Origin of the sequence: Streptomyces sp. ITFR-21 (genome assembly GCF_031844685.1) — a bacterium.
In the GTDB taxonomy this organism is placed as follows: domain Bacteria; phylum Actinomycetota; class Actinomycetes; order Streptomycetales; family Streptomycetaceae; genus Actinacidiphila.
Genome location: NZ_CP134605.1, coordinates 2,133,565 through 2,149,306, shown reverse-complemented (window position 1 = coordinate 2,149,306; position 15,742 = coordinate 2,133,565). Strand labels below are relative to the sequence as shown.

Genomic DNA, 15,742 nt, shown 5'->3' with positions numbered 1-15,742 from the left:
CGCCGGTGGGCGCCGGTGGCGGGGGCAGACGGGCCCTTGTGGGCCAGTACGCAGCTTTACGCAGCTAGGGAGCGCATGACGTGCGGCCGGTAGGCAGCAAGTACCTCCTGGAGGAGCCGCTGGGACGCGGCGCCACGGGCACCGTCTGGCGTGGGCGGATCCGCGCCGAGGACGGCACCGTCGTGCCCGGCGAGGCCGTCGCGGTCAAGGTGCTCAAGGAGGAGCTGGCCGGCGACCCGGACGTGGTCATGCGCTTCCTGCGCGAGCGCTCGGTGCTGGTCAGGCTGCGCCACCCGCACATCGTCCGGGTCCGCGACCTGGTCGTCGAGGGCGATCTGCTGGCCCTGGTGATGGACCTGATCGACGGCCCCGACCTGCACCGCTACCTGCGCGACAACGGCCCTTTCTCGCCGATCGGCGCGGCGCTGCTCACCGCGGCCGTCGCCGACGCGCTCGCCGCCAGCCACGCCGACGGCGTGGTGCACCGGGACCTGAAGCCCGCCAACGTGCTGATCGCCACCGTCGTCGGCGACGACGGCACCGAGCGGATGCACCCGATGCTCACCGACTTCGGCATCGCGCGCCTCGCTGACTCCCCGGGCGTCACCCGCACCCACGAGTTCGTCGGCACCCCCGCCTACGTCGCGCCCGAGTCGGCGCAGGGCCGCCCGCAGACCTCGGCGGTGGACGTCTACGGCGCCGGCATCCTGCTGTACGAGCTGGTGACGGGCCGGCCGCCGTTCCGCGGCGACAGCGCGATCGAGGTGCTGCACCACCACCTCAACGACGTGCCCGAGCGTCCCGGCAACGTCCCCGAGCCGCTCTGGACGGTCATCGAGCGCTGCCTGCGCAAGGAGCCCGGCGAGCGGCCCAGCGCGGAGAACCTGGCCAGGGCGCTGCGGGTGGTCGCGGCGGGGGTCGGTGTGCACGCCGCCCCGGCCCAGGCCGAGGCCGCGTACGGCGTCGGCGCGCTGCTCGGCCCGGACCCGGCGCCGACCCTCGTGCCCGGTACGGGCGCCGACGCCGACTCCGCCCCCACCCAGGTGCTGCCGTCCGGCCCCGCCGGTCCCTCCTACGGCGGCCACGACCCGAACGCGGCCACCAGCGTCCTGCCGTCCGAAGCGCCCGCCGCCGACGGCACCCGGGTGCTGCCCGCCGCCCCCGGGGACGCGCCGCAGCCGCCGCAGGGCCCGCACCCGTGGGAGTCGCAGCTGAGCGCGGCGCGCCACCGCAACGAGCAGACCGAGGTCCAGCAGCAGCTGCCGCCCGAGCTGGACCCGCTGCGCCGCCGCCCGCGCCGCCAGCCGGCCCCCGAGCCGCCCCAGCCGCCCCAGCAGCAGCGGCCGCCGGGGTACGGGCAGCAGCCGCCGCCGTACGGGTACCCGCAGCAGGGGCAGCAGGGGCAGGGCGCCCAGGGCTACGGCTACCCCCAGCGGCAGCCCAGGCCGCCCCAGCCCCAGCCCCAGCAGCGCCGCCCCGCGCCCCAGCCGCCCGGCCGCCAGCAGCGGTACGAGCCCCGCCCGTACGAGCGCCCGCGCCCGCCCGCCCCGGCTCCCGAGCCGCCCAGGGGCCGCGAGCCGCGTGAACCCCGCGGGCGCAGCCGGGGCAGCGCCAACCCAATGAAGATCCCGGGCCTGGGCTGCCTCAAGGGCTGCCTGGTGGTGATCCTGGTCCTCGTCGCGATCTTCGTCCTCGTCTGGTACACCACGCCGCTCCCGCAGTGGGTGGACAGTACCCGCAACCTGTGGGACGCGGCGTCGGGCTGGGTCAACACCCTGTGGGACCAGGCGTCCCGGATCACCGGCGACGCGGGCGGCAACGACTGACCGCCGTCCGGGGGCGGCTCGCGGCCTGGGGTGGTCGGTCCGCGCGGTCGGGCGCCCGGCGGCCCGCGGCGGTCGGCGCGGCCGGGTGTCGCGCCGGTGTCCTGCTGCCGTCCACGGCCGCCCGGTCGGCCGGCGGCTCAGGTCCGGCGGCGCGGCATGCCGTCCGGCGGTCCGCCGTCGCGTGCGGCAAGGGCGGCCGAGCAGTCGGCGGCCGCCCGCCGCGGCTCCGCCGGAAGCGGTGTGATCACGCCAAGGACAGCCGATGCTGGCGACATGTCGACTTCCAGAGGGTGATTTCTCCGCAGATACGCCTCCGCACCGCCCGCACGTACCCCGAACAGCCGCCGAGCCGCGTAGTTTTGTCGCCAACGCGACGGACTTTCGGAGGAGTCGGAGCAGCCTTGGCCAGGAAGATCGGCAGCCGGTACACCGCACACCAGGTGCTCGGGAGGGGGTCCGCGGGCACGGTGTGGCTGGGCGAGGGCCCCGAGGGGCCGGTCGCGATCAAGCTGCTGCGCGAGGACCTGGCCTCCGACCAGGACCTCGTCGGGCGCTTCGTCCAGGAGCGCACCGCGCTGCTCTCCCTTGACGACCCGCACATCGTCGGCATCCGCGACCTGGTGGTGGACGGCGCCGACCTGGCTCTGGTGATGGACCTGGTGCGCGGCACCGACCTGCGCTCCCGGCTGGAGCGCGAACGCCGGCTGACCCCGGAGGCGGCCGTGGCCATCGCCGCCGACGTCGCCGACGGGCTGGCCGCCGCGCACGCGGCGGGCGTCGTGCACCGGGACGTCAAACCGGAGAACGTCCTGCTGGACTCAGCGGCCCCGGCCGGCCCCGGCGGCGCCCCGCCCGCCCTGCTCACCGACTTCGGCATCGCCCGCCTGGTCGACTCCCCGCGCCGTACCCGCGCCACCCGGATCATCGGCACCCCCGACTACCTCGCCCCGGAGATCATCGAGGGCCTGCCGCCGCGCGCCTCGGTCGACATCTACGCCCTGGCCACCGTGCTGTACGAACTGCTGGCCGGCTTCACCCCGTTCGGCGGCGGCCACCCGGGCGCGGTGCTGCGCCGGCACGTGACCGAGACCGTGCAGCCGCTGCCGGGCCTGTCCGGGAAGCTGTGGAAGGTGCTCGCCCAGTGCCTCGCCAAGGCGCCCGCGTCACGGCTGACCGCCGGGGAGCTGGGCACCCGGCTGCGCGACCTGCTGCCGGGGCTGGCCGGGGCGCCCGCCCTGGACGTGGCGGCGCCCGGCGGCGAGGGCAGCGCCGCGCAGACTCCTTACGGCGCCGACGGCCCCGCCGACCCGCCCTTCCGGCCCGGCCGCGGGCCGGGCACCGGCGCGGGCTCCGGACCGGACCGCAGGCGCGGCGCCGTACCGCTGGTCCGCGGCGCCGCCCCCGACTCCAGCCGCGACACCCACACCAGCATCAAGCTGCCCACCGCCGAGGAGCTGGCGGTGGCCGGCCGCGCGGCGGGCCGGTCCCGCGGCGCCACCCCCGGGCGCCCGGCGGGGCCGCGCCACCGAGCGGTGTCCGAGGCACTGCGCCAGCGCCGTATCAAGGTCGCCGCGGCTGCCGCCGCCGCCCTCGCGGTGGTCGGCATCGGCGGCTGGGGCATCGCCGCAGCGGGCGCCGGCAACGGCGACTCCGGCACCTCCCGCGACGACCAGCAGCCCGAGCCGTCGCCGAGCGCGCCGGCCGGCGATGCCACCACCCCGAACGCCCCCACCGCGGGGGCTCCGTCCCCGCAGGGCGTCACCGGCGTGCCCGTCGCCCTCCCGCAGTGGTCCGCCTTCCAGGACGTGCCGGCCGCCGCGGTCCGGCTGACCGGCGGCCCGCGGGCGCTGGTCATGGACGGCGCGACGTACATCTTCGCCAGGGGCGCCGACAAGAACGTCTGGTACGTCGTGCACGACGCCACCGGCTACGGCCCGTGGCACCGGCTCACCGGGATAAGCACCGACGACGACCCGGCCGTCGCCTCGGCCAGGGCCGGCCGGATCGACCTGTTCTCGCTCGGCACCGACGGCCTGCTCTACCGCCGCACCCTGTCCGGCGGCTACTGGAACGCCTGGTCGCAGGTGGACGAGCGGACCCGCTTCGACGCGGCCCCCGCCGCGGCCTCCTCCGAGCCCGGCCGGATCGACCTGGTGGGCCGGGTCGGCGGCGACCTCGTCACCGCCTCCCTGGTCGACGGCCGCTGGAACGCCTGGGCGCTCGTGCCCACAGCCGGCCGGATCACCGCCGCCCCCGCGCTGGTCTCCCGGGCGGCCGGCAGCCTGGACGCCTTCGTCGTACGCCGGTCCGACGGGGCGGTGCTGCGGCTGCCGTACTCCGCCGGGGCGTGGCGGCCGTCCTCGGTGGTGGACGGCCTGGCGGCGGCCGGCCGGCGACCCGAGGCCGTCGCCGCCGCCGGCCGGCTCTACGTCTTCGCCGGCGGCGCGCAGTCCGCGGGGGCCGGCCCGTCGGGGGCGCTGCCGACGCCGGCTGCGGGCGGCGCGGACACCGGACCGGTGGCCGCGGCGGCCGCGGACCGGTCGCTCCAGCTGTTCACGCGGACGGCGGGGGGGACGCTGGTGCGGGCGGTGGCGACGGGCTGACCCGGGATCCGGACCCCGCCCGCCGTCCGGCCGAGTCCGGCGGCGGAGCGGCGGCGCCCCACCCCGCGGGTGTCCGCGGCCCCGCCCGCTCGCCCTGCCGCCGCGCCGCCCATGCCCTGGCTGCGGCCCTCGCGACCGACCGCCGCGCGGTCCCGGACGGCTCCTTCCGGCCGGCCGCCCCGGGTCCCGTCCGCCGCCCGCTCCCCGGCCGGCGCCGCGGCCGGCGCCGGCCGGTCGCACAGCCGGCGGATTACCTGTGGACGACGGGACCCGGGTCGGTCGGCCCAGCCGGTAGGCTGGACGCGTGGCGATCGTCGATGTGTCCGAAGAGCTGAAGTCCCTGTCCTCGACCATGGGGTCGATCGAGGCCGTCCTCGACCTCGACCGGATGCGGGCCGACATCGCCGCGCTGGAGGAGCAGGCCGCCGTCCCGTCGCTGTGGGACGACCCGGAGAGCGCGCAGAAGATCACCAGCCGGCTCTCGCACCTCCAGGCCGAGCTGCGCAAGGTCGAGGCCCTGCGCGGCCGGATCGACGACCTGTCCGTCCTCTTCGAGCTCGCCGAGAGCGAAGCCGACGCCGACGCCCAGGCCGAGGCCGAGGCCGAGCTGGAGTCGGTGCGCAAGGCGCTGGACGAGATGGAGGTCCGCACCCTGCTGTCCGGCGAGTACGACGCCCGCGAGGCGCTGGTCAACATCCGCGCCGAGGCCGGCGGCGTCGACGCCGCCGACTTCGCCGAGCAGCTCCAGCGGATGTACCTGCGCTGGGCCGAGCGCCACGGCTACGCGACAGAGGTCTACGAGACCTCGTACGCGGAAGAGGCCGGCATCAAGTCCACCACCTTCGTGGTCAAGGCCCCCTACGCCTACGGCACCCTCTCCGTCGAACAGGGCACCCACCGCCTGGTGCGCATCTCCCCCTTCGACAACCAGGGCCGCCGCCAGACGTCCTTCGCCGGTGTCGAGGTCCTGCCGGTGGTGGAGCAGTCCGACCACGTCGAGATCGACGAGTCCGAACTCCGTATCGACGTGTACCGCGCCTCCGGCCCCGGCGGCCAGGGCGTCAACACCACCGACTCCGCGGTCCGCATCACCCACCTGCCCACCGGCATCGTCGTCTCCTGTCAGAACGAGCGCTCGCAGATCCAGAACAAGGCGAGCGCGATGAACGTCCTGCAGGCCAAGCTGCTCGAACGCCGCCGCCAGGAGGAGCAGGCCCTGATGGACTCCCTCGGCAAGAGCGACGGCGGCAACTCCTGGGGCAACCAGATGCGTTCGTACGTCCTGCACCCGTACCAGATGGTCAAGGACCTGCGCACCGACCACGAGGTCGGTAACCCGCACGGCGTCCTCGACGGCGACATCGACGGTTTCATCGAAGCGGGCATCCGCTGGCGCAAGTCCCACGATAAGGCCGCCGTCTGATCGCGGTCGGCACTCCCCGCGCGCGTCCCCGCGCACTCTGACACCCCCTCACACTCCCGCACGCCCGGTCCTGCCGCACCCCGCTGCGCCCCGTCCGGCCGATGTCACAGTGAGGTAGCGAACTCCCGGGCACACGCGGCCAATTGACACCATTGTGTGCTCAATGACCTTGACGGTGCCAGGGAAAGCCGCAAGGGTGTTGCGCGGCATGCGCACGATCGAGGCGTCAGCGCACGGGGGCGGGCGCGCACCGGACCTCCCAGCGGCACCGCACTCCTTTATGGCCGCGCAGCCTGAAGCAGACATCTACTGGGGGTACTTGACTCATGAGCAACCGCAAGACACGGCTGCGCGTGATCCGCATAGCCTCGACCGCCGTGATCGTGGCGGGCGTCTCCCTTACGGCCGTGGGTGCGGCGCAGGCGGTCAGCACCAGCAGTGCCCATCTCCAGATCCAGGCGCTGGACGACGAGCCGACGGGTGCGATCAGCGGGGTCACCAGTGGCGGCGACACCACGGACGGCGGTGCGACGACGACCGACGGCGGTGCGACGACCACGGACGGCGGTGCGACGACCACGGACGGCGGTGCGACGACGACCGACGGCGGTGCGACGACCACGGACGGCGGTGCGACCACGACCGACGGCGGTGCGACGACCACGGACGGCGGTGCGACGACGACCGACGGCGGTGCGACCACGACGGACGGCGGTGCGACCACGACCGACGGCGGCACGTCGACCACGGACGGCGGTGCGACCACGACGGACGGCGGTGCGACGACGACCGACGGCGGTGCGACCACGACCGACGGCGGCACGTCGACCACGGGCGGGACGTCCACCACCGGCGGGTCCGGCACGACCGGGGGTTCGTCGACCACGGGCGGCACGTCGACCACCGGCGGCACGTCCACCACCGGGGGCTCCTCGACCAGTGGCGGCAACGGCAACACCTGCACCCTGACGGGCGACAGCGTCGACTGCGGGAACAACGCCCCCGGCACCGACAACACCCAGCAGGTCCCGCAGGGCGCGACCACCAGCCAGCTCGCCGAGACCGGCTCCCGCGGCACCACGTACCTCGTCCTCGGCGCCGCCACACTGATCGCGGGTGGTATCGGCTTCCGCCTGACCCCGCGCCTGGCCGGCCGCGGCGACGCCGCCTGACCACAGGTCCGGCCGCCGACGCGTGAGCCGGGGCCCGGGACGCCCAACGCGCCCCGGACCCCGGCTTCTTGCCGATCCTGCGGGAAAACAGGCGGGTGATGTGCCCGCCGGGCGCTCTGCGCCGCGGCGATCCGCCCGGCGGGCCCTAGGCCGTCGCGTGCTCCACGACCAGGACGACGGCCAGCAGGGCGACCAGGAAGGCTATGAGGGCCGCGGGGGAGATCGAGGACCAGGGATTCTCGCGTTCCATGCGGGCGCGGCTGGCGCGGCAGACGGGGCAGCGGCCCTCGCTCACCGGGCCGGCGCAATTCGCACACACCAGTCGGTCGCACGTCATGCGATCTCCTCCTCCGTCCGGTGAACGCCCCCGGTGCGGACATCGTTCCCTCGGCGGCACGGACCTACTCCGCGGGCCCGCCGCCGATCGCCGCCCGATCACTGCGTGTCCTGCTCTGCATGTACACGCATCTCCCACTGTGCCAGGTTCCACCGGATTCGGCGCCCCCGGAACGTGCGTGACGGGTGCCGGACGGGTGCCCCGGCGGGCGCCGTGCCGCCGTGGCACCGGCCGCGGTGGGGCGGCACCGGGCGCCGCGGGGAAACGGCGGGGAAACCCCGCGGGAACAATGACGGGTTTGTCCGTGGATGCCCTGTGGGCAAGGCCACCAACCTGGGGCGGCGACTGCGCGGCCTCCTCGCGGTCGCGTAGTGTCGCCCCCACATCCCCTGTCCGCCGACCCCGCAAACCTGGTGCGAACGTGATTCGATTCGACAGCGTCACCAAGACCTACCCCAAGCAGAACCGTCCTGCCCTGCGGGACGTCTCGCTGGAGATCGAGAAGGGTGAGTTCGTCTTCCTGGTGGGCTCGTCGGGCTCCGGGAAGTCGACCTTCCTGCGGCTGGTGCTGCGCGAGGAGCGTACGGACACCGGCATGGTGCACGTGCTCGGCAAGGACCTGGCCAAGCTCTCCAACTGGAAGGTCCCGCACATGCGGCGCCAGCTGGGCACGGTCTTCCAGGACTTCCGGCTGCTGCCCAACAAGACCGTCGGTGAGAACGTGGCGTTCGCCCTGGAAGTGATCGGCAAGCCGCGCGGCACCATCCGCAAGACGGTGCCCGAGGTGCTCGACCTGGTCGGCCTGGCCGGCAAGGAGGAGCGGATGCCCGGCGAGCTGTCCGGCGGTGAGCAGCAGCGCGTGGCCATTGCCCGCGCCTTCGTCAACCGCCCGATGCTGCTGATCGCCGACGAGCCGACCGGCAACCTCGACCCGCAGACCTCGGTCGGCATCATGCGGCTGCTGGACCGGATCAACCGGACCGGCACCACCGTGGTGATGGCCACCCACGACCAGAACATCGTCGACCAGATGCGCAAGCGCGTCATCGAACTTGATAAGGGGCGACTGGTGCGCGACCAGTCGCGCGGTGTCTACGGCTACCAGCACTGACTGCCTGCCGTACGCACCAGCCCCCTGAAAGGAACTTGGCACCATGCGCGTCCAGTTCGTCCTGTCGGAGATCGGCGTCGGTCTCCGCCGCAATCTCACGATGACCTTCGCCGTCATCATCTCCGTGGCGCTCTCGCTCGCCCTCACCGGTGGCGCCCTGCTCGCCAACAAGCAGGTCGACGCGATGAAGGGCTACTGGTACGACAAGGTCCAGGTCACCATCTACATGTGCAACAAGGGCGACGCGGTGACGACGCCCAACTGCGGCAGGGGTGCGGTGACCGATGACCAGAAGGCCGGCATCCTCGCCGACATAAAGAAGCTGCCGGTGGTGGAGAAGGTCTACTACGAGTCCTCCGAGGAGGCGTACAAGCACGCCCAGGAGCAGTTCAAGAACTCGCCGCTGTACAGCTCGATCACGCCGGACCAGATGCAGGAGAACTACCGGATCAAACTCAAGGATCCGACCAAGTTCGGCGTCATCGCCAGCGCCTTCACCGGGCACCCGGGGGTGCAGTCCGTCGAGGACCAGCGGGCGGTGCTGGAGAGCCTGTTCGGACTGCTGAACGGCATGACCAGGGTCGCGTACGTGGTGCTCGCCTTCATGCTCACCGTGGCCATGCTGCTGATCGTGAACACCGTCCGCGTCTCGGCGTTCAGCCGCCGCCGGGAGACCGGCATCATGCGGCTGGTCGGCGCGTCCAGCTTCTACATCCAGATGCCGTTCATCATGGAGGCCGCGTTCGCGGGACTCGTCGGCGCGGGGCTGGCCTGCGTGATGCTGCTCAGCGGCAGGTACTTCCTGATCGACTCCGGCCTCAGACTCCAGGACAAGATCACCTCGGTGTCCTTCCTCGGCTGGGGCCCGGTGTTCGGGGTGCTGCCGCTGGTGCTGCTGATCGGCGTGATCATGCCGGCCGTCGCCGCGTTCGTCGCGCTGCGGCGCTATCTGCGGGTCTGACCCGGCACCGCAGGGGGATCCGGTCCGGCGCGGCCCGCCGGATCCGGCCGGGCGCGGCCTGCGGAGGTGCTTCGGCGGGTCCCGCCGCGGGCGCCGCGGCGGGGCACCCCACGGCCGCGGACGGCCCTTGTCCGGTGTCGTCGCGACTTTCCGTACCGCGCCCGTTTCTGGCCTAGACTTCCCGCCATGTCCGGCCCGTTGCTGTTCGGGACGCCCCGCCGCATCCGCCGCGGGGCGACCTTGACGTTGGTGTTCGGCACCATGCTGGCGACGGGCGCGGCGGCGGGCAGCCTGACCGTGCCGGCGCAGCGCGGCCCCGCCACCCGGATCGCCGCCGCGGCCGGTACGGGGGCCGGTGCCGACCGGAGCGCGGGCCGACCCGCGCCGTCCCGCGGCCGGGACACCGCCGGGGCACCCGGCGCCGGGGACGGCAAAGGGAGCGCGGGCAGGGCCGCCGCACCCCCCGCGGTCCTCGACACCGGCCGCATCGCCCAGGAGATCCAGGACGGCGAGCTCGCCCCGGAGACCGTGCAGAAGCTCGTCAGCCGCAGTGGAGACCGCTGGTCCTCGTTCTACACCGCCCAGGAGTACGCGGGCCTGCGGCAGGCGCTCGACGGCCGCTACGTGGGCGTCGGCCTGTGGGTGCGGCGGGGGGACGGCGGGCGGATCCAGGTCGCCCGCGTACAGGACGGCAGCCCGGCCGCCCGCGCCGGCCTGCGGGTCGGCGACGTGCTCGCCGCCGTCGACGGCGTCGGGTGTACCGGCCTCGCCGTCACCGAGGTCGTCGCGGACCTGCGCGGCGACAACGACGGCGAGGACGTACCCGGCAGCAGGGTCACCCTCGGTGTCGAGCGCGGGCGGCACCACTGGAAGGTCACCGTGCGGCGGGCCACCCTGGCCACCGAGGCGGTCACCGTGAGCGATGAGCGGCCGGGGCCGACCGTCGTCAAGGTCGACGCGTTCTCGACCGGCGTCGGCGCGCAGGTCCAGGCGGCGGCCAGGGGTGCGCGGCACGGCGTCCTGCTGGACCTGCGCGGCAACTCCGGCGGGCTGGTCGCCGAGGCCGTCGATGTCGCCTCGGTCTTCCTCGACGGCGGCCTCGTCGCCACCTACGACGTACACGGGCGGCAGCAGGCGCTGTTCGCGGCCCCGGGCGGCGACACGTCCGTGCCGCTGGTGGTGCTGGTCGACGGCGGCACGATGAGCGCCGCCGAAATGCTGGCCGGGGCGCTCCAGGACCGCGGCCGGGCGGTCGTCATCGGCTCGCGGACCTTCGGCAAGGGCTCGGTGCAGATGCCCAGCACGCTGCCGGACGGCTCGGTGGCCGAGCTGACGGTGGGGCACTACGACCTGCCCGGCGGCCGGGGTGTCGACGGCCGGGGCATCACCCCGGACGTCCAGGTCCCGGCCGGGCAGGACCCGGTCGCCGACAGCCGCGAGGTGTTCGCTGGCCTCGGGGCGCCCTCGTAGTGGGACAATGGCCCGGCTATGGCAAAAGAGACGGGTCGCAAGATGATCGCGCAGAACAAGAAGGCGCGGCACGACTACCACATCCTCGACACCTTCGAGGCCGGCCTGGTGCTGACCGGCACCGAGGTGAAGTCCCTGCGACTGGGGCGCGCGTCGCTGGTCGACGGCTTCGCGCAGCTCGACGGCGGCGAGGCGTGGCTGCACAACGTGCACATTCCCGAGTACACCCAGGGCACCTGGACCAACCACACGGCCCGGCGGAAGCGCAAGATGCTGCTGCACCGGACCGAGATCGACAAGCTCGTCCAGAAGTCGCAGGAGAGCGGTCACACCATCGTGCCGCTGGCCCTGTACTTCAAGGACGGCCGGGCGAAGGTCGAGATCGCGCTGGCCAAGGGCAAGAAGGAGTACGACAAGCGGCAGACGCTGCGGGAGAAGCAGGACCGCCGGGAGTCGGAGCGGGCGATCTCCGCCGTCCGCCGCCGCGAACGCGCCTGACCCCGGGACCTCCCGCCTGACCCCGGGACCTCCCGCCGGGCCCGGAGACCGCCCCCGCCGGGACCCGGGTCCCCCGGCGCCGGTCCCGGGGCCCGGCCGCCGCGCGCCCGACCGGCGTCCCACGGGCGGGTGACGTCCGGGTTGACCGGGGGAATGTGCTGGCACCGCCGGACGCTCTTCCCGTACAGTGGGTGAAGCACGAAGTGAGCACGCCGGGACCATGGTGAGTCCCGCGGGCACCTTGAAAACACCACATGGGGATGATCGGTTTCGACTGGGGATGTCGAAGCAGGGGAAGCGAGCCGAGAAAGCGGCAATGATCTCGTAAACCATATGCCGAAAACAATAATCGCCAACACCAAGCGCGATTCCTTCGCCCTCGCTGCCTAAGTAGCGACTTGCGAAGTGTCAGCCCGGGGCTGTTCCCGACCCGGATCCTGGCATCAGCTAGGGAACTAAACTTCTAGGACCGGTCACGGGTCCTGGAAGGAAATCAAACAGTGGCTGGGCCCGTCGGCGGCTTGTCCGCGTGACTGCCGGGGCCGAGAAAAGCACAGCGGACTGCGCTCGGAGAAGCCCTGATTTGGCACCACAGGACGCGGGTTCGATTCCCGCCATCTCCACCATGACCGTCTCACTCCAACCCTGGTCCGCCAGGGAACGGAGCGAACGGAGCGAGTCGATCAAGGTAGAACGGTCGTCAGCGCCGTACACCGCAAGGTGTGCGGCGCTTTCGCTTGTCCGCGGACTGCCTGCGATGCGGCTGTAGCTCCGACCGTGCTTGGTCTGCGACCAGACCACGTGGGCGTCACGGAGTGCGTCGAACGGTTCACGGCGGTCGTCGCTGACCACCTTGGCACCGAGGTAGCTTTCTTTTTGCTCCAGCTTGTCGAGCTGAGTGGTGTACTGCGTGCGCATAGCGTCATCCAGTGAGGTGCCCCGAGGTTTCCGGACAGGGATCCAATATGATCCCTCTGTAAGGGAACGAGAGGTACGACGTGGCGCCGCCCAGCAAGTACGCGCCTGATTCCGAAAAATTGCGACTTGCCGCATGATTGACCGGCAGAGCCCTGTCCGGGAAACGTGCGGCTCCTCATCGACGGCTGCCTCATAGGCACCGGCCTGACCTTGACCAGCTGACACGATCAGGCTGACATCACACATTCGAGTTCAGTAGCGTCGTTCGCGCAGAATCCGCTGTACCGTCTTCTCGCTCAGCCCGTACTTCTGAGCAAGCATCTTGTATGTCACCACACGCCGCACGTACTCGCGCTTGATCCTGGCGACCACGCCGGCGTGCACCTTGTCCTCTGACCTCGTCGCCTGCTCTGTCCGCCTCGCGGAGCTGACACTGCGGCGTCCGGTCGATCCTCGCTCCAGCTCCGCGCCCAGCGCTGCCAAGCTCTGGGCCACGTCGGCGGCCACCCCGGTCGCGTTGGAGTAGTAACGGAGAGGGTCCACCCCGTGATGAGAGCCCCTGACCCGCGTGAGCACACGACGCGGGTCAGGGGCTTTCCGCGCCCCGAAGCCCGAAGCCCGAAGCCCGAAGCCCGAAGCCCGAAGCCCGGAGCCCGGAGCCGGGCACCGGCGCCGGAGCGGCGGCGCCACGGCGTGCCGGTCGCGGGCCGCCGGTCAGTCGCCGTCGACGGCGTGCGCGAGGAGGGCGTGCTCGGTGAGGGAAGGGAGCACGATGTCGGCGCCGGCCGCCTGCAGGGCGCCGGCAGGGGTGTTGCCGGTGGCGACACCCACGGCGAAGGCGCCGGCGTCGTGGGCGCCGCGGATGTCGTGGGGGGTGTCGCCGATCACTATCGTGCGCCGGCCGGGAAAGCCGAAGCCGTACTTGCCGGCGGCCCGGGCGCGGGCCCGGCGGACGAGGTCCGCGCGGTCGCTGCCGTCGTCGCCGTAGCCGCCGACCGTGAGGTCGACGGTGCCGGTCATGCCGAGAGCGGTCAGTTTGGCCAGCGCCACCGGACGGAGATTGCCGGTCACGGCCGTCTGCACGGCCCGGCGGCCCGCGAACGCCGCGACCGCCTCCCGCGCGCCGGGCAGCACCTCGCCCACCTCCCGCATACGGCCCGCCAGTGCCTCGGCCGCCTCCGCGAGCGCCGCGTAGAAGCCGCCGAGCAGCCGCTCGGGCCGGTCGACGGCGTTGAGCCGCAGCGTCTCGAGCGTGATGGCCCGGTCGGTGCGGCCGGCCATGTCGGCCAGCGCCACGAGCGGCCGGCCGGTCACCTCGCGGAAGGCGTGCTCGTACAGGGCGCGGCTCACCCCGCCGCCGATGCGTATCAGGGTGTGGTCGACGTCCCACAGGACGAGGGCCGGTCCGGGGCCGCCGTGACCGGGCGGGGCACTGTCGTCGGGCACGTCCGCCAGGGTAGGGCCTGCGCCCGCGGGACGGACACCGCGCGGTCACCGGAATGTCACGCGCGCTGCCTCGCGGCGCCCTGGGCCGTATACCCGTGGTGCCCGGTCCCGGAGTGCGGCACCACCGCACGGCCCCGTCCGCCTCGCAGAGTGTCCGCGCGGGGCCCGAGCGGCGGTCCTGGGTGTAACACCCGGGAAATCCGGGCGAACCCGACCCGTCACGGTGCCTTGCGACCATGCAGAACCTGACAGGGCCAGCGGCGCCGACGGGCGGCGGCGGCCACCGGTGGGGTACGCACCTCCGGCGAAGTGGGGCACAGCCATGCAGGGGAACGAGACGGTCGGCGGACCGGGAGCGGTACCGCCGCTGGCCGGATTCACCGTGGGGGTGACGGCGGCCCGCCGCGCGGACGAGTTGGCGGCGCTGCTGGAGCGGCGTGGCGCGACCACCCTGCGGGCCCCGGCGCTGCGTATCGTGCCGCTGTCGGACGACGCTCAACTCCACGCCGTCACCGGGCGGTTGCTGGAGGAGGCGCCCGACGTGGTGATCGCCACCACGGCGATCGGCTTCCGCGGCTGGATCGAGGCGGCCGAGGGGTGGGGGCTCGGCGAGGCGCTGCTGCGCAGGCTCGGCGGGGTCCGCGTGCTGGCCCGCGGGCCGAAGGTGCGCGGCGCGCTGCGGGCGGTCGGGCTGGCCGAGGAGTGGTCGCCCGCGTCGGAGTCCATGGCCGAGGTGCTGGAGCGGCTGCTGGAGGAAGGCGTCGAAGGGCGCCGGATCGCCGTCCAGCTGCACGGGGAGCCGCTGCCCGGGTTCGGCGAGGCGCTGCGGGCGGCCGGCGCGCTGGTGGTAGGCGTGCCGGTGTACCGGTGGATGCCGCCGGAGGACATCGCCCCGGTGGACCGGCTGCTGGACGCGGTGTGCGGGCGGGCGCTGGACGCGGTGAGCTTCACCAGCGCGCCGGCCGCCGCCTCGCTGCTGAAGCGGGCCGAACGGCGGGGCCAGCTGGAGGAGGTGGTCGACGCGTTCCGGCGCGGCGGGGTGCTGGCGGCCTGCGTCGGGCCGATGACCGCGTCGCCGCTGCAGGCGCACGACGTGCCCACCCGGCAGCCCGAACGGTTCCGGCTGGGGCCGCTGGTCCAGCTCATAGCGAGCGAACTGCCGGGCGCCGTGAGGTCGCTGCCGGTCGCCGGGCACCGGCTGGAGATCCGCGGCCAGGCCGCGGTGGTGGACGGCGGCCTGCGGGCGGTCCCGCCGGCCGGCATGGCCCTCCTGCGGGCCCTCGCCCGCCGCCCCGGCTGGGTCGTCGCCCGGAGCGACCTGCTCCGCGTCCTGCCCGGCGCCGGCCGCGACGAGCACGCGGTCGAAACGGCGATGGCCCGCCTCCGCGTGGCCCTGGGCGCCCCCAGACTCATCCAGACCGTCGTCAAGCGCGGCTACCGTCTCTCCCTCGACCCGCACGCCGACCACAAGTACTCCACCGGCGGCTGAAAACCCGCTGCGGCGGGGGCTGCCGGGGGCGCCGGGCGGCCGCGCCCCCGCGGTGTGCGGGCCCGTGCGCGGGGTGGGGCGGGGTACGCCGCTGGGGGGCGGGCCCGTCTCCGTCGGGTTGCGGGCCGGCGCGTCGGGGCCGCGTCCTGCGGCGGTTTCCGCGGCTGCGCAGCCGCGCGGCGGAGGACGGAGGCGGCGTGGTGTGTCGTCGAGCGGCGGGAACGCGGCGGATGCGCGTGCCGGGTCCCCCGACGCCGCGCTGGTCCGAACGACAGGTCCAGGGCCCGGCTCCCGCCCGCAGCCGGGCCCGGGGCCGGCGGGACCCCGCGCGGGAGCCCGGCGCTGGAGCCGGCCCGGGAAGGACCGCTCGCCGCGGTCGCCGCCCCCGGGAGGTCCCCCGGAAGGCCCCCGCACGGCTGACCCGTGCGCGCCACCGGGTGGGCAGAAGGCCGCAGGTCGCGTACGGTTGCAGGCTGCCCCTCGCACGG

Annotated in this window: 11 protein-coding genes, 1 other RNA gene and 1 pseudogene; 10 read left to right on the top strand and 3 right to left on the bottom strand. The window is 73.9% G+C overall.

Annotated features, from left to right (window positions below; genetic code table 11):
* Window positions 1-80 precede the first annotated feature (80 nt).
* The 4 genes and pseudogenes from RLT57_RS09595 to RLT57_RS09580 all read left to right on the top strand — a co-directional run bounded on the left by RLT57_RS09595 (window position 81) and on the right by RLT57_RS09580 (window position 7,024).
* On the top strand, window positions 81-1,826 hold the full coding sequence (locus RLT57_RS09595) for a serine/threonine-protein kinase (RefSeq protein WP_311296950.1): 1,746 nt from the start codon (window positions 81-83) through the stop codon (window positions 1,824-1,826).
* A 401-nt stretch (window positions 1,827-2,227) separates the two neighbouring features.
* Window positions 2,228-3,526 (top strand): annotated as a pseudogene (locus RLT57_RS09590) (serine/threonine-protein kinase); the annotation flags it as partial.
* A gap of 1,207 nt (window positions 3,527-4,733) precedes the next feature.
* Window positions 4,734-5,852 (top strand): peptide chain release factor 2, encoded by a 1,119-nt coding sequence (gene prfB / locus RLT57_RS09585; RefSeq protein WP_311296949.1) that lies wholly within the window; start codon window positions 4,734-4,736, stop codon window positions 5,850-5,852.
* A 326-nt stretch (window positions 5,853-6,178) separates the two neighbouring features.
* Window positions 6,179-7,024, top strand: coding sequence for a hypothetical protein (locus RLT57_RS09580; RefSeq protein ID WP_311296947.1), 846 nt, complete (start codon window positions 6,179-6,181; stop codon window positions 7,022-7,024).
* 145 nt (window positions 7,025-7,169) lie between these two features.
* Here RLT57_RS09580 and RLT57_RS09575 read toward each other — a convergent pair whose 3' ends face one another.
* Window positions 7,170-7,361 (bottom strand): hypothetical protein, encoded by a 192-nt coding sequence (locus tag RLT57_RS09575; RefSeq protein WP_311296946.1) that lies wholly within the window; start codon window positions 7,359-7,361, stop codon window positions 7,170-7,172.
* A 421-nt stretch (window positions 7,362-7,782) separates the two neighbouring features.
* Between RLT57_RS09575 and ftsE the strand changes: the two genes are divergently transcribed.
* The 5 genes from ftsE (at window position 7,783) to ssrA (ending at window position 12,027) form a co-directional block, all read left to right on the top strand.
* A complete protein-coding gene (gene ftsE / locus RLT57_RS09570; RefSeq protein WP_311296945.1) occupies window positions 7,783-8,472 on the top strand; it encodes a cell division ATP-binding protein FtsE in 690 nt (229 codons plus the stop codon).
* A 43-nt stretch (window positions 8,473-8,515) separates the two neighbouring features.
* Entirely contained in the window at window positions 8,516-9,433 is a 918-nt protein-coding gene (ftsX, locus tag RLT57_RS09565; protein WP_311296944.1) for a permease-like cell division protein FtsX, read from the top strand.
* 186 nt (window positions 9,434-9,619) lie between these two features.
* Window positions 9,620-10,903: a S41 family peptidase gene (locus RLT57_RS09560; protein WP_311296943.1), complete on the top strand. Its 1,284-nt coding sequence runs from the start codon at window positions 9,620-9,622 to the stop codon at window positions 10,901-10,903.
* A gap of 18 nt (window positions 10,904-10,921) precedes the next feature.
* Window positions 10,922-11,401: an SsrA-binding protein SmpB gene (smpB, locus tag RLT57_RS09555; RefSeq protein ID WP_311296942.1), complete on the top strand. Its 480-nt coding sequence runs from the start codon at window positions 10,922-10,924 to the stop codon at window positions 11,399-11,401.
* A gap of 256 nt (window positions 11,402-11,657) precedes the next feature.
* Window positions 11,658-12,027, top strand: a transfer-messenger RNA (tmRNA) gene (gene ssrA, locus RLT57_RS09550).
* Window positions 12,028-12,571: 544 nt separating this feature from the next.
* On the opposite strand, the gene RLT57_RS09545 is transcribed toward ssrA, so the two are convergent.
* Window positions 12,572-12,862 carry a hypothetical protein gene (locus RLT57_RS09545; protein ID WP_311296941.1) on the bottom strand — a complete coding sequence of 97 codons (291 nt, stop codon included), beginning with the start codon at window positions 12,860-12,862 and terminating at the stop codon, window positions 12,572-12,574.
* Between the two features lie 171 nt (window positions 12,863-13,033).
* Window positions 13,034-13,765, bottom strand: a complete 732-nt coding sequence (locus tag RLT57_RS09540) for an HAD family hydrolase (protein WP_311296940.1) — start codon at window positions 13,763-13,765, stop codon at window positions 13,034-13,036.
* Window positions 13,766-14,087: 322 nt separating this feature from the next.
* Here RLT57_RS09540 and RLT57_RS09535 point away from each other — a divergent pair, with 322 nt between their 5' ends.
* A complete protein-coding gene (locus tag RLT57_RS09535) occupies window positions 14,088-15,254 on the top strand; it encodes a uroporphyrinogen-III synthase (protein ID WP_311296939.1) in 1,167 nt (388 codons plus the stop codon).
* Window positions 15,255-15,742: the final 488 nt, after the last annotated feature.